The following is a 14,797-nucleotide window of genomic DNA, read 5'->3' on the forward strand; positions in this document are numbered from 1 at the left end:
TTTTGATGAAAAAATTTGCTTATTTATTTTTTACATTTGCTTTTGCATTTTTAATAAGTGCTTGCTCAAGTGAAGAAAAAATCGAAAATGAATTTGCATTTGCTGAGTATAAAATGGGCGATGAAATTCTTTTAAAAAGTGTCAATGGTGGTGAAAAAACCTTAGTAAGAACACAAAATGGTTTTGTGGTAAAGGGCGAAGAGAATAAAATTTTAATGTTTGATTTTTTTGGAACCTTTTGCACACCTTGCCAAGAAGAAGCTACCCATCTAACAAGCTTATGGCAAAAAAATACCGATAATTTTATCATCATAGGGCTTAGTCATTTTGAAAATGTAAGTGATCAAGCTGTGAAAGATTTTGCTATCAAATACGGAGCATATTATTTTTTAAGCAATTCTAAAGAAAATGATAGAATTGTTGCACAAGCCTTAAAAGATATTAATTACCAAAGCATGGAGCAACTTCCTTTTAAAGTAGTTTTAAAAGATGGTATTTATCAAGATTTAACAGACTTTTGGAATAAAAACTCAAAAAGTTATGTGAAATATTATCTTGGAAAAGTTTCTACTGAGATTATGCAAGAAGATATTACTAGGATATTAAATGAGTCTAAAAAGTGAAATTTTAGAACAACAAAAACTAGCAGAACCTAAAATGTTTAAGGTTTTGCTTTTAAATGATGATGTCACCACTATGGATTTTGTAATTGAAATTTTAATGAATATTTTTCATCATGATTTTGAAAAAGCAAGTGCGATCATGCTTGAAATTCATCATCAAGGAAGTGGAGTTTGTGGTATATATACAGAAGAGATTGCACTAAGTAAAAAACAGCAAGTTGACACGGCAGCAAAAAACAATGATTTTCCACTCCAAACAAGGATAGAAGAACAATGAAATATAAAGAATTAATTGACTCATTTATACCAAATGCAAGACATTTAAGCTTTATCAATCATCATGAATTTATCACTTGCGAACATTTGCTTTTTGCTTTAGTTAAGCTTAGCAATGATTTTAAAAATCTACTTGAAGAAATCGGGGATGGTGATTTACAAGGCTTTGAAAATGAGTTAAAAAACTACTTAGCTAAAAATAACGAAATTTTAAAAAAAGAAATAGAACCTATTTTTTCTGTAATCTTGGAAAATATACTACATAAGCTAAATGCAAAAAATCAAACAAGTGTGATTGATTTTATCATCGCACTTTGCAAAGAAGAAAAAGCTTATTCTTATAATATTTTAAAAAAACACCTAATAGAAGAAGAAAAAATAAAAGAATTGTTACAAAATGCTGAATTTGAAAATTTAAAAACCCATACCATAGAGCTAGTTGAACTTGCAAAAAAAGGCAAAATAGATCCTGTTATAGGTAGGAAATTTGAACTTGAAAGAATGATGCAAATTCTAAGCCGTCGCAAGAAAAATAATCCTATTTTAGTTGGCGAGCCAGGTGTTGGTAAAAGTGCCATTATAGATGGACTAGCGCTAGCTATAGCTGAAGAAAAAGTGCCAAAACATTTAAAAAACTCAAAAATTTATAGTCTTGATATGGCAAGCTTGCTTTCAGGGACAAAATACAGAGGTGATTTTGAAAAAAGATTAAAAGATATCATTAAAGAATTAGAAAATATCCCTAATGCTATTTTATTTATAGATGAAATTCACACCATAGTAGGAACTGGCGCAAGCAATGAAAGCCATGCAGATATGTCAAATTTATTAAAACCTGCACTAAGTAATGGCAACATTAAATGCATAGGAGCAACTACTTTTATAGAATACAAAAATACCTTCGATAAAAACAAAGCTCTTAGTAGAAGATTTGCAAAAATTGATATAGATGAGTCAAGCGAAGAAGAATGTTTTTTGATCTTACAAGGCTTAAAAAGTAAATACGAAAATTTTCATAAAATCAAAATCAGTGATGAAATTTTACAAACAAGTATAAAACTAGCAAAACAATTTTTACATGATAAATTTTTACCCGATAGCGCGATTGATTTAATCGATGAGCTTGGTGCAAGCTTTGCTTTAGAAGATAAAAAAAGTAAAAAAATAGTAAAAATAAAAGACTTGGAAAATACTTTAGCAAGAATGACACATTCTCATAAAATTTATGAAAGTGATCAAGGTAAAATTCTTAAGAACTTAGAACATGATTTAAAACAAAACATTTTTGGACAAGATGAAGCTATTAAAGCTTTGTGTTCTATTTTAAAACAAAGCTATGCGGGGTTAAAAGGCAAAAATACCCCAAAAGGTGTGTTTTTATTTACCGGTTCAAGCGGGGTTGGCAAAACCGAACTTGCCAAAAATTTAGCACAAATTTTAAACCTTAATCTTGAAAGATTTGACATGAGTGAATATTCACAAAAACACGATGTGAGCAAACTCATAGGAACTTCAGCAGGTTATGTGGGCTATGAAGATGGTGGCTTGCTTAGTAATAGTATTAGAAAAAATCCTTTTAGTGTGATTTTATTTGATGAGATAGAAAAGGCTCATCCTGATTTAACTAATACTTTTTTACAAATTTTTGATAATGCAAGCTTGACAGATAATAGTGGATTAAAAGCTGATTTTAAAAATACTATTATCATTATGACTTCAAATTTAGGCTTAAAAGAAAGTAATGAGCTTGGTTTTTTAAGCAGCGATAAAGAAAAAAGTAATAAAGCCATAAAAGATTTTTTTGCGCCTGAATTTATCAACCGTATTGATAAAATCATTCATTTTAATGACTTAGATCAAGAAATTTTAGAACAAATCGTTCAAAAAGAGCTAGATTTAATGGCGAAAAATTTAAATAATATCACCATAGAAGCTGATAAAAAAGTAAAAGAATTTCTTGCTAAAAAAACCAATAACAAAGAATTTGGAGTCAGATTATTAAAACGCATTATTGCTGAAGAATTAGGAGAGAGATTAAGCGATGAGATTTTGTTTGGAAAATTAAAAAATGGTGGTAAATTAAAACTCAAACTTTCCAAAAATGAAAAAATCGAATTTGTATTCTAAACTTTTAAAAAGCCCTGATGATGCGCCTGTTTTTATTAGCGAAAAGCTAGAGGTAGATTTTATACCTCATGCTTATCGTCTAGGGCTTTTTCCATGGACTAGCAATCCTGTTACTTGGTGGTGTCCTTCTCCTAGAATGGTGCTTTTACCTGATGAAGTGCGTATACAAAAAAGCATAAAAAAAGCTTTAAAAACTTATGAAATAAGACTTGATTTTGATTTTAACTCGCTTATAAGTCATTGCGCAAAAAGAAAAAAAACTTGGATAAGTCAAGAATTTATACAAGTTTATATAAAGCTTTTTGAGCAAAATTTAGCTCATAGTGTTGAAGTTTATGAAAATGATGTTTTAATCGGCGGTTTATATGGACTTATCATAGGCAAAATATTTTTTGGTGAAAGCATGATAAGCCTTAAAAAAGATGCATCAAAAGTAGCCCTAATAAGACTTTGTGAGCTTTTAAAACCATATGATTTTTTAATAGATTGTCAAGTGCCTAACGAGCATTTAAAATTTATGGGCGCTAAAGAAATGACAAAAAAAGATTTTTTAAAAACACTAGAAAAAAAAGTTTCGCTTGAAAGTGGCTTTAAAAATTTCAAAAATTTACTATAAAAAGATATACTTATAGATAAACAAAATTGCATAAATATTTTGGAATGATTTTTGCTTTTAGTCTATAAAAGCTTTATTTTAAAGGAAAAATTATGATAAGCCCTTTTAAATCAAAAGAACTTATTGTTGATGCTTTAGCAGGAAGAAATCTAAGAAGTCAAATGATTAATTCTAACCTTGCAAATGTTGATACTCCTTTTTATAAAGCAAGAGATATAGAATTTGAAACTGCTTTAGTTAATAGAGCAAATGAAATTTTTAAAAAGAAAGATACCAAAGAGCTTGAATTAGCAAGTACAAATGCAAATCATCAAAAACCTTGGAAATTTCCAGATCCTAATAAATCAACCATTTATTTAAGAGATGGACATTTGGCAAGAAATGACGCAAATACAGTAGATCTTGATGTAGAAACTACTGAAATGAGTAAAAATACTATGATGATTACTGCTTTAGATGGTGTTTTAAGAAGACAAAGTAATATTTTTTCAACCATCATAGACACAAGCTCTAAATTAGGCTAGGAGAAAAATAATGGCTTATTTAAGTGATTTTGATATTAGCGGATACGGACTTAGCGCTCAACGCTTTAGAATGAATGTAATTAGCTCAAATATAGCTAATGCAAACACTACTAGAACAGCAGAAGGTGGTCCGTATAGAAGAAGAGAAGTGATTTTTAAAGCGACTGATTTTAATGAATTACTAAATAAACAAATCGCTAAAGATAATAATTTTTTAGATTATGAAAATCCTTTAAATGATCCTGCTTCACAAAAAGATGCAAAACCTGCTATAATGAGCGTAGTAGTTGATAAGGTTGTAAGAGATGATAAAGATTTTCGTATGAAATTTGATCCATCTCATCCAGATGCGAATGAACAAGGTTATGTTGCTTTTCCAAATATAAACCCTGTCATTGAAATGGCCGATTTAATAGAGGCAACAAGAGCTTACCAAGCAAATGTAAGCGCTTTTACAAGCACTAAAACTATAGCACAAAGTGCGATAGATTTACTAAGAGGTTAATAAATGAACACTATTAATGGTATAAATCAATTTAACAATGTTAACAATAAAAATAATAACAGCACAAATAATATAGGTGATGAATTTTCAAGCTTATTAAAAAATTCTATAAACAACCTTAATAAAACTCAAGAAACAGCTGAAGCTGCTATGGTAGATATCGCAACAGGTGAAGTAAAAGACTTACACCAAGCAGCAATTGCGATTAGCAAAGCTGAATCAAGTATGAAATTTATGCTTGAGGTTAGAAATAAGGCTATAAACGCATATAAAGAAATTTCAAGAACTCAAATTTAATATATGCTTTCAAACACCATTAAAAATAGAGTTTCAAAGGTAGCTTTTGCTTTTTGTATGGCTCTGTTTTTTATGGCCTTGTTTTTACTTTCTACTTTTTTTCTAACCTCAAAACGCCATATACCAAATACTCAAAAAGAACAATATTTTTCCGCTCTTAGAGGTAATATCATCACAAGTGATAATTTTACAGTAACTTCTAGTAGGCAAATTTATAGAGCAGAGATTGATCTAAGAAGTTTAAATCCTGATAAAAAAGAATTATTTTTAACACTTTTTCAAATTTATAGTGGCGCAAGCGATGAGCAAATGCAAGATATCAAAAAAAGAATGCTTGCAAAAAAAAGAAGAAGTTATAATTTTATTTTACTCCAAGATATTAATTCAAAAGATGCAAGCTATTTAAAAGAATTAGCTAAAAAGCTTTATACTCAAGGTTTTTTTAAGTCTTTTACAAACAACAATGGCAGAGTTGAAACAAGAGGGCTTGATATCATAGAACACAAAGAAGATCGTGTGTATATGCCAAAAGACTCACTTACCCCAATTATAGGCTACACGAGAACTTATATGGATGAAAAAAGTGAAATTTTCAAAAATGTTGGTATAAAAGGCTTAGAAAAATATTACAATGAATGTTTAAATCCTTTGCAAAATGCAAAAATCCAAGGTTTAAGAGATATAGGTGGTAATATTATCTTAAATTTACACTCTTATGAAAAGCGTAAAATAGATGGATGCAATTTATACTTAAATATTTCACTAAAACTTCAAAAGGGCCTAGAAAAGGCTATTGATAAAAGAAATGAAGATCTAAAAGCTAATGAAATTATAGTTGCAATTATGGAAAGTAAAAGTGGGAAAATTTTAGCCCTTGCTAGCTCAAGAAGATACGATCCGCAAAATCGTGGAAAAGATCTATCTGTGCTTAATGCAAGTGCGATAGAATATGGCTATGAAGCAGGTTCTGTTATAAAGCCTTTTATATTTACCACTGCTTTAATGCTAGATAAAATCAAAGTCAATGAAATCATCAATACCCAAGGTGGTCAATACAAGCTTGGTCGTTTTACTATACGCGATGATCATAAAAAAGATAAAATGAGTATGGAAGAAGTTATCACCTACTCTTCAAATGTCGGTATGATTAAAATCGCCCAAAGATTAAGCAATCTTGAAATCATCTCAGGACTTAGAATTTTTCGTTTTGGAGAAAGAAGTGGTATTGATCTTCCTTATGAACAAAAAGGAGAAATACCAAATCCAAAAAGATTAAGAGAAGTAGAAAAATCTGTATTAAGTTATGGTTATGGCTTAAAAACAACTTTTATGCAACTTCTAGCTGCTTATAATGTATTTAACAATGATGGAATTTATATCACACCACAAATTGCAAATAAAATTTATCAAGATGGGCGTTTAATAAAACTTGATGATGAAGTTAAAAAAGAAAAAATTCTCTCAAGTAAAGCTGCCAAAGAAATGCAACAAATTTTAATCAATGTTATAGAAAAAGGAACAGGTAAAAAAGCACAAACTCAAGGCATTATCATAGGTGGTAAAACAGGTACAGCTAGGATTGCTGAAAGAAAAGGCTATACTTCAAATCGCTACAACGCTTCATTTTTTGGCTTTGCAAATGATGAGAAAAACAATTATACCATAGGAGTTTTGGTAAGAAATCCTACCAAGGCTTATAGTTATTATGCTGCACAAAGTGCTTTACCTATGTTTAAAGATACAGTAAATCTTATGATAAAAGAAAGTTATTTAAAGCCTATAGAAAGTAAAGCGGTAAAAAATTAATCCAAACTAACTCAAAATTTAGAGTTTTATTTGACTCTAAACTAAACAATTTAAAATAAACTCTATAAACTCATCACTATCATTAGGGCAAGCAATAAGCTTATAATCACTTTTTGCTAAGTGTCTATACTCAACTCCAAGTTCAAAAATCGTTTCAGAACAATCTATACAAAAAGATATAGGATAAATCAAAGCTTTTTGATCTAAATTTGCTAAAATATTACTTGTATTTGGTTCAAGCCATTTTACTGGACCTAGTTTTGATTGATATGATAAAATGATTTGATCAAATTCATTTTTAAGTTTTTCTTTCAAGATACCCACATGCTCTTGCACATGTTTTTCATACAAATCGCCTTTTTTAATCACCGAAAGCGGTAGAGAATGGGCAGAAAAAATCAAAGTTTTATAATCACATTCTTTCTTTTTTTCTAAAATATGCTTTATAATCATTTCATTATAAAGTTCATCTTTATAAAAAACATCAATGATTTTTACATTAGCTTGATTTTGGATATTTCTTAGCTCATTTTGCACCACTTCTAAAGAACTAGTTACAGTGGTTTTAGAATGATGAGGATATAAAGGAAATAAAATGATTTCATCATTTTTTTGAAAATCATATTTTGAAAAAACATCATTTGCAAAGGGTGGCACATAAAGACTAATAAAATCAAAGTTATATTCTCTAGTTTTGGAATTTAATCTATCACATAAACTTTGTGTGATTTGGGTAAGCGGGGATTTTCCACCCATTTTTTCATAGTTTTGCTTCATAGCTTTTAGTCTTGATTTTCTTATCATAAAGGCTACAAATTTTCTTAAAAAAACATTTTTTATCCCTAAAATATAAGGATCATTAAACATATTTTTTAAAAAAACTTCACATTCATCAAGCTTATTAACCCCACCCATATTTAAAAAAAATACATATTTCACTATTTAACACCTTCTAAAATTTCTTGCACTCTCAAAGCATCTTCAATACTAGCTAAATTTTCACAAACTCCATTTTGCAAAAGCTCAAAAAAGTCTTCATGTTCAGCATATAAAGGAGAATTTTTATATAAATTTGGAATTTTTTGCATATTAATAAAAAGTTCAAAATTTTTAAGATCAAGTTCATAAGTATGTTTTTTACCTAAAAGTGTGATTTTTCTTATAATGCATTGTCCATTCCAACTATCATGGATATTTGCTAAAATATTTTCCAATTTTAAACCTATCATTACCTCATCTTCAAATTTATCATGATGAAAGCTTTTATAAACATTTGCTTTTAAAATTTGTTCTTGACTTAAAAATCTAACTAAGTCAATATCATGCACACTAAGATCACTTAAAACACCCACATCATTTATTCTTTGTGGATAAGGAGAAATTCTTTGTATGTTAATACTTATAATCTCATCTTCTAAAAGTTTTTCTTTTAAAGTTAAAATAGCCGGATTAAATCTCTCACAAAAGCCCACCCCTACCCTGACTTTATTTTCTCTAGCTTTTTGCTCTAAGATTAAAATTTCATCAACATTTAACGCCAAAGGCTTTTCTATCAAAACATTTTTTATTTTAGGAAAAACTTTTAAAGCTATGTCTAAATGCGTATGAGTAGGCGTAGCAATGATAACACCATCAAGATTTTGCTTTAAAAAATCATCAAAATTTTTATGCAAAAAGTGTTTAAATTTATCTTTACAAAAAGGATCATAAAGATGAATTTCTTTTACTTTTAAATTACGCTCAAGTTCTCTTAAATGGTTTTTACCCATTTTACCAAGGCCTATAAGCCCTATTTTCATTTAAAAGCCTCTATCACTCTAGCTTGGTGCTCTTCTTTTAAAAATGCACTCATAGGCAAAGATAAAATTTCATCACTTAAAAGTTCTGTATTTGGTAAATCGCCTTTTTTATAAGCAAGATAATCAAAAGCTTCTTGTAAATGAAGCCCTAAAGGATAATGCACCGCGGTAGGTATGCCTTGCTCTTGTAATTTTTGCATAAAATTTTCTCTATTTTTTACACGCACGCTATATTGAGCCCAGGCACTCACAAAACCATCTTTCCTTGGCGGTAAAATACAATTTTTTAAATTTTCATCATAAATTTTTGCTATTGTTTCTCTTTTTTTAATCTCTTCATCTAAGTATTTTAATTTCACATTTAAAATAGCTGCTTGGATGGTATCAAGCCTTCCATTAATACCGATGTATTTATGCTTATATCTTTGCACTTGTCCATGATTTAAATAAATTTTTATTTTTTGCGCTAATTCATCATCTTGGGTAAAAATCGCCCCACCATCTCCATAAGCACCTAAAGGCTTAGACGGAAAAAAGCTTGTACAAGATATATCAGCTATAGCACATGATTTTATACCCTTTTGACTAGCTCCAAAACTTTGCGCGCTATCTTCTATCAAAGCAATATTTTGACTTTTACAAAGCTCTTTTAGAGCAAACATATCAGGCATAAGCCCAAAAATACTCACAGCAATTACAGCCTTAGTTTTAGGCGTGATAGCACTTTGAACTTTTTCTAAACTAAGATTATAATCTTTAAAATCAATATCTACAAAAACAGGTTTAGCACCGATTAGTGCAACCATTTCAGCCGTAGCTATAAAGGTAAAACTTGGCACTATTACCTCATCATCTCTACCCACACCCAAAGCCATCAAGGCTAAAAATAACGCACTTGTGCCACTTGAACAACCTATTGCGTGTTCAATACCTACATATTTAGCTAAATTATTTTCAAATTCTTCTAATTTTGCACCACCTATAAAAGAGCTGCTTTGTAAAACTTCACTAATAGCCTCATCGATTTCATTTTTATAAGCATTATATTGAGCATTTAAGTCTATAAAAGGAATTTTCATTGTATTACCTTAGTAAATTTAAAATTATGATTATAAGATAGTTTTACTTAATTTAAAGTATTTTTGGTATTATTTTAAGCAAAAAACTAGCTAGGAAAATCTATGGATATAAGAAAAGAATATTTAGAATTTTTTAAGTCAAAAGGACATGAAATCACTCCTTCAAGCCCTTTAGTACCTGATGATGCAACTTTACTTTTTACTAATGCAGGTATGGTGCCTTTTAAAAGTATATTTACCGGAGAAGTACCACGCCCTAATCCTCCACGTAAAACAAGCTGTCAAACTTGTATAAGAGCTGGTGGAAAACATAATGATTTAGACAATGTAGGCTACACAGCAAGACATCATACTTTCTTTGAAATGCTTGGAAATTTTAGTTTTGGGGATTATTTTAAAGAACAAGCCATTGCTTATGCTTGGGAATTTGTAACTGAGGTTTTAAAACTACCTAAAGAAAGATTATATGTAACTGTACATGAAAGTGATGATGAAGCATATGAGCTTTGGCAAAAACATATAGAAAAAGAAAGAATTTATAAATTTGGCGATAAAGATAATTTTTGGCAAATGGGCGATACTGGACCATGCGGGCCTTGTAGTGAAATTTTTTATGATCAAGGTGCTGAGCATTTTAATTCTAGTGAAGATTATATGGGTGGAGATGGAGATAGGTTCTTAGAAATTTGGAACCTCGTTTTCATGCAGTATGAAAGAAGTGCTGATGGCACACTTACTCCATTGCCAAAACCTAGTATTGATACAGGCATGGGACTTGAAAGGGTTAGCGCTATAAAAGAAGGAAAATTTAGTAATTTTGATAGTTCTTTGTTTATGCCTATTATTGAGAGTATTGCAAAACTTTGTGGCAAAACTTATACCTACGAAAATGGGGCTAGCTATAGAGTAATCGCTGATCATATTAGATCAAGTGTATTTTTACTTGCTCAAGGAGTTGGCTTTGATAAAGAAGGTAGAGGCTATGTTTTAAGAAGAATTATGCGCCGTGCCTTAAGACATGGATATTTATTAGGTCTTAAAAGAGCTTTTATGTATGAGCTTGTAGATGTAGTGTGTGAGTTAATGGGTGGGCATTATACTTACTTAAATGAAAAAAAAGAATTTATCAAAGAACAGATTAAACTAGAAGAAGAAAGATTTTTAAGCACTATCGAAAACGGCATAGAAATTTTTAATGAAGAACTTAAAAAAACTAAAGATATTTTTAGCGGTGAAGTAGCTTTTAAACTTTATGATACTTATGGTTTTCCGCTTGATTTAACCCAAGATATGCTAAGAGAAAAAAATCTTAGTGTAGATGAGGCTAAATTTAATGAGCTTATGCAAGAACAAAAAGATAGAGCCAAAGCTTCTTGGAAAGGAAGTGGGGATAAAGCAATTAGCGGGGATTTTAAAATTTTATTAGAAAAATTTGGCAAAAATACTTTTAGTGGTTATGAAAATTATGAAGAAAAAACTAAAACCATGGCTATTTTAGATGAAAATTTTAAAATCACAACCGAAGCTAAGGCAGGAGATATAGCATGGTTAATGCTTGAAAAAACTCCATTTTACGCAACAAGTGGAGGGCAAAGTGCTGATATAGGTTTTATCAATGAAAATGAGGTTTTAGATACACAAAAATTCTTTGATATTAATCTTAGCCAAGTGAAATTAAAACAAGATCTTAAAACAAATGATGAAGTGTTAGCTTGCATAGATACTAAAAAAAGAGAACAAATCGCAAGACATCACAGCGCGACACATTTATTACACCATACTTTAAGAGAAATTCTTGGCTCACACATTAGCCAAGCAGGCTCTTTGGTAGAACATAATAAATTAAGATTTGATTTTACTCATCCAAAAGCTCTAAGTAAAGAAGAACTAAAACAAATAGAAGCTTTGGTAAACACTTACATCATGCAAGCAAATGAAGCTAAAATTGAAATTTTAGCTTTAGATGAAGCTAAAAAAAGTGGTGCTATAGCTTTATTTAGTGAAAAATATCAAGAAAAAGTAAGGGTTTTAACCCTAGGAGCTAGTAAAGAGCTTTGCGGTGGTACTCATGTGAAAAATAGCTCTGAAATAGGAAGTTTTTACATCATCAAAGAAAGTGGTGTTAGTGCTGGGGTTAGAAGGATAGAAGCAGTAGTAAGCAAAGCTGCACTTGATTATGTTAATGAAAATTTAAAAGAGTTAAACCAAGCCAAAGAAGAGTTAAAAACTCATGATATTTTAAGCTATGTGGCAAAATTAAAAAATGAAATAGCTAGTTTAAAAAATGAATTAAAAAATTCAAGCAAAGCAGAATTAAACTCTAAAGAACTAAATGGCATTCAATATTGTGTGCAAAAAATAGATAGTGGCGATATAAAAACCATGATAGATGAGTTTAAAAACAAATTTAACAAAGCTGTAATTTTACTTTTACAGGAAAAAGAAGGTAAGATTATCATAGCAGCAGGTGTTAAAGACGCTTCGCTAAAAGCTGGCGCTTTGGTAAAAGAAATTGCGCAAATGCTTGGTGGAAATGGTGGTGGCAGGGATGATTTTGCAACAGCTGGTGGTAAAGATACAAGCAAAATAGAACAAGCACTTGATCATGCTAGAAAAATCATAAAAGAAAGTCTTGCTTAATGCTTTATCTAGCTTCAAGTTCGCCTTCACGCGTTGCTTTATTAAAAGAAGCAAATATCGCTTTTGAGCAAATTATTATCGATTATGATGAGAGCTTGGTAAAAAAAGACAATCCAAGCTCTTATGTGCAAAAAATTGTTTTAGAAAAAGAAAGACAGTTTTTTACAAAATATCCTGACTTAAAAAATGTTTTATTTGCTGATAGCATAGTTTGTGCTCAAAATATCATTCTAACTAAAGCTAAAAGCGACAATGAGGCTTTTAATATGCTCAATTTACAAAGTGGTAAAAGCATTAGCATTTTAAGCGCGATGATTTTAGTTTTAGAAGATAAAAAGATTTTTAATCTTAGCAAGTGTGATTTGATTTTGGATAAATTTGATTTAAAAGATATGCAAGAATACGTTGAGTCAAAACTTTATCAAGGTAAAGCCGGAGCTGTGATGTGTGAGGGATTTCATAAAAAATACATTAAAAAAATCATAGGCCATCAAAGCACAGCACTAGGGCTTAATATAGAACTTTTGAAAGCATTTTTATGATAAAAATTTTAAAAATATTTCTTTCTTTTTGTATAGTATGTGCGGTTGGAGTTTTTATATTTATTGCATATTTATTTTCTGATTCTGATTTAAATCAATACACCTTTAAAGATTACAAACCACCTCTTACAACACAAATTTTTGATAAAAATGGAAAATTAGTTGCTAATGTTTTCGAGCAACACCGCTTTTACGCTCCTTATGAAGAACTTCCACCAAGACTTATAGAAGCTTTGGTAGCCATTGAAGATACTAGCTTTTTTGAACATGGTGGGGTTAATATAGATGCAATTTTTAGAGCAGCTATTAAAATCATAAGAAGCGGTGGAAAAACCATGGAAGGAGCTTCCACTCTTACTCAACAATTCATAAAAAACACAGAATTAACTCCTGAACGCACATTAAATAGAAAACTAAAAGAAGCTTTACTTGCATATAGGATAGAAAGTACTTTAACCAAAGAGCAAATTTTAGAAAGATATTTAAATTTCATCTTCTTTGGACATGGATATTATGGAGTAAAAACCGCTGCACTTGGATATTTTAGAAAAAATTTAGATGAGCTTAGTCTGAAAGAAATTGCCATTTTAGTAGGTATGCCAAAGGCTCCAAGTACTTATGATCCTACTAGACATTTAGATCTTTCTTTAGCTAGAGCAAACAGCGTAGTACAAAGAATGTATAATCTTGGTTGGATTTCTAAAGAAGAGTATGAAAATGCCTTAAAAGAAATTCCAAAAGTATACGATGATACTTTAACGCAAAATGCAGCCCCTTATGTAACTCAAGAAGTTTTAAAACAACTAAGCGGGATTAAAGACTTAAAAAGTGGTGGTTATAAAATAGAGCTTGCCATAGATCTTGATGTGCAAAATATTGCAAGAGAGGCTTTAAAATTTGGCTATGATGAAATAGTCAAAAGAGACAAAGATGCAAATTTAAGTACACTTAATGGAGCTATGATAGTAGCAAATCACCAAAATGGAGACATTTTAGCCTTGGTAGGTGGGGTAAATTATGCAAAAAGTAATTTTAACCGTGCTACTCAAAGCTTAAGACAGCCTGGAAGTTCTTTTAAGCCTTTTTTATACCAAATTGCTATTGACATGGGTTATTCTCCTATGAGTAAGGTTGCTGATATTTCAAGAATTTTTGAAAGTACCAAAGAAGATGAAAAAGACTGGAAACCTAAAAATTACGGTGGAAAATTTCTAGGACTTATAAGCTTAAAAGAAGCACTAACTGGCTCAAGAAACCTAGCTACTATAAATTTAGCTCTTGCTCTAGGGCTTGATGTGATCCATGATAAACTTCAATTTATGGGCTTTGAGAATATACCGGTTGATTTATCTATAGTTTTGGGTAGCTTTGGAATTTCTATTTATGATTATGCTAAACTTTATACAGTATTTGGAAACTATGGCGTGCAAAAAGATTTGATACTCATTAAAAGAGTAATCGATAAAAATGGTAAAATAGTAGTAGAATTTAATTCTGGAGAAAGAAAAATCAGCGAACCCGAACAAGCCTTTTTAGTTAATGATATGATGCAAAATGTTGTTAAAAAAGGCACTGGACGCAATGCTAGAGTAGAAGGGATTGAAATAGCTGGAAAAACAGGCACTTCAAATAAAAGCGTAGATGCGTGGTTTTGTGGATTAACTCCTGAGATAGAAGCTATCATTTGGTATGGAAATGATGATAATAAACCTATGAAACAAATCGAAGGTGGTGCAAGGACTGCTGCGCCGGTTTTTAAAGAATTTTTAACAAAATACTTAGAACTTTATCCTGATAGCGCTAGAAAATTTATCATTCCAAAAGGGGTTTATCAAGGAATTTATGAAAAACAAAGAGAGTATTACACTAATACTTCTCCATTTCCAAAAAACAACCCTGCTCTATCTGAAAATAACGAGATAATTTTTTAAAAATATTTTTTTAAATAATAAAAATTATCCTT

General features: G+C 30.3%; 14 protein-coding genes. 11 read left to right on the forward strand and 3 right to left on the reverse strand.

All coding sequences use genetic code 11. The features are described from left to right. Nucleotides 1-5 precede the first annotated feature (5 nt). The 8 genes from L8V88_RS02315 to L8V88_RS02350 all read left to right on the forward strand — a co-directional run bounded on the left by L8V88_RS02315 (nt 6) and on the right by L8V88_RS02350 (nt 6,774). On the forward strand, nt 6-623 hold the full coding sequence (locus L8V88_RS02315; RefSeq protein WP_263726609.1) for a thioredoxin domain-containing protein: 618 nt from the start codon (nt 6-8) through the stop codon (nt 621-623). Next, a complete protein-coding gene (locus L8V88_RS02320) occupies nt 607-900 on the forward strand; it encodes an ATP-dependent Clp protease adaptor ClpS (RefSeq protein ID WP_087684979.1) in 294 nt (97 codons plus the stop codon). Before L8V88_RS02315 ends, L8V88_RS02320 begins: the two co-directional genes overlap by 17 nt. Next, entirely contained in the window at nt 897-3,026 is a 2,130-nt protein-coding gene (locus L8V88_RS02325; RefSeq protein ID WP_263726610.1) for an AAA family ATPase, read from the forward strand. Before L8V88_RS02320 ends, L8V88_RS02325 begins: the two co-directional genes overlap by 4 nt. Next, nucleotides 3,001-3,642: a leucyl/phenylalanyl-tRNA--protein transferase gene (gene aat, locus L8V88_RS02330; protein ID WP_263726611.1), complete on the forward strand. Its 642-nt coding sequence runs from the start codon at nt 3,001-3,003 to the stop codon at nt 3,640-3,642. Before L8V88_RS02325 ends, aat begins: the two co-directional genes overlap by 26 nt. A 92-nt stretch (nt 3,643-3,734) precedes the next feature. Then, nucleotides 3,735-4,166 (forward strand): flagellar basal body rod protein FlgB, encoded by a 432-nt coding sequence (gene flgB, locus L8V88_RS02335; RefSeq protein WP_039618716.1) that lies wholly within the window; start codon nt 3,735-3,737, stop codon nt 4,164-4,166. Nucleotides 4,167-4,176: 10 nt separating this feature from the next. Further along, nucleotides 4,177-4,671, forward strand: a complete 495-nt coding sequence (gene flgC, locus L8V88_RS02340; protein ID WP_263726613.1) for a flagellar basal body rod protein FlgC — start codon at nt 4,177-4,179, stop codon at nt 4,669-4,671. 3 nt (nt 4,672-4,674) lie between these two features. Continuing rightward, nucleotides 4,675-4,968 (forward strand): flagellar hook-basal body complex protein FliE, encoded by a 294-nt coding sequence (gene fliE, locus L8V88_RS02345; RefSeq protein WP_263726614.1) that lies wholly within the window; start codon nt 4,675-4,677, stop codon nt 4,966-4,968. 3 nt (nt 4,969-4,971) lie between these two features. After that, on the forward strand, nt 4,972-6,774 hold the full coding sequence (locus L8V88_RS02350) for a peptidoglycan D,D-transpeptidase FtsI family protein (RefSeq protein WP_263726616.1): 1,803 nt from the start codon (nt 4,972-4,974) through the stop codon (nt 6,772-6,774). A gap of 36 nt (nt 6,775-6,810) precedes the next feature. Here L8V88_RS02350 and hemH read toward each other — a convergent pair whose 3' ends face one another. Genes hemH through L8V88_RS02365 form a run of 3 tightly spaced genes read right to left on the reverse strand, consistent with a single transcriptional unit; the run spans nt 6,811 to nt 9,646 of the window. Next, complete coding sequence (gene hemH / locus L8V88_RS02355; RefSeq protein WP_263726617.1) at nt 6,811-7,713, reverse strand: ferrochelatase; 903 nt, start codon at nt 7,711-7,713, stop codon at nt 6,811-6,813. Further along, entirely contained in the window at nt 7,713-8,573 is an 861-nt protein-coding gene (locus L8V88_RS02360) for a Gfo/Idh/MocA family protein (RefSeq protein WP_263726619.1), read from the reverse strand. Before L8V88_RS02360 ends, hemH begins: the two co-directional genes overlap by 1 nt. Further along, the gene (locus L8V88_RS02365; RefSeq protein WP_263726644.1) at nt 8,570-9,646 is read right to left on the reverse strand and encodes a DegT/DnrJ/EryC1/StrS family aminotransferase; all 1,077 of its coding nucleotides are present in this window, start codon (nt 9,644-9,646) and stop codon (nt 8,570-8,572) included. The genes L8V88_RS02360 and L8V88_RS02365 overlap by 4 nt, the downstream gene beginning before the upstream one ends. 108 nt (nt 9,647-9,754) lie before the next feature. On the opposite strand from L8V88_RS02365, the gene alaS reads away from it, so the two are divergent. From alaS to L8V88_RS02380, 3 genes are read left to right on the forward strand one after another with little or no spacing between them, the layout of a single operon-like run. Then, complete coding sequence (gene alaS / locus L8V88_RS02370; RefSeq protein WP_263726620.1) at nt 9,755-12,292, forward strand: alanine--tRNA ligase; 2,538 nt, start codon at nt 9,755-9,757, stop codon at nt 12,290-12,292. Continuing rightward, nucleotides 12,292-12,834: a septum formation inhibitor Maf gene (maf, locus tag L8V88_RS02375; protein ID WP_263726622.1), complete on the forward strand. Its 543-nt coding sequence runs from the start codon at nt 12,292-12,294 to the stop codon at nt 12,832-12,834. The genes alaS and maf overlap by 1 nt, the downstream gene beginning before the upstream one ends. Next, nucleotides 12,834-14,765 carry a PBP1A family penicillin-binding protein gene (locus tag L8V88_RS02380; RefSeq protein WP_263726645.1) on the forward strand — a complete coding sequence of 644 codons (1,932 nt, stop codon included), beginning with the start codon at nt 12,834-12,836 and terminating at the stop codon, nt 14,763-14,765. The genes maf and L8V88_RS02380 overlap by 1 nt, the downstream gene beginning before the upstream one ends. Nucleotides 14,766-14,797 lie beyond the last annotated feature (32 nt).

Source organism: Campylobacter sp. IFREMER_LSEM_CL2101, assembly GCF_025771825.1.
GTDB lineage: Bacteria > Campylobacterota > Campylobacteria > Campylobacterales > Campylobacteraceae > Campylobacter_D > Campylobacter_D lari_C.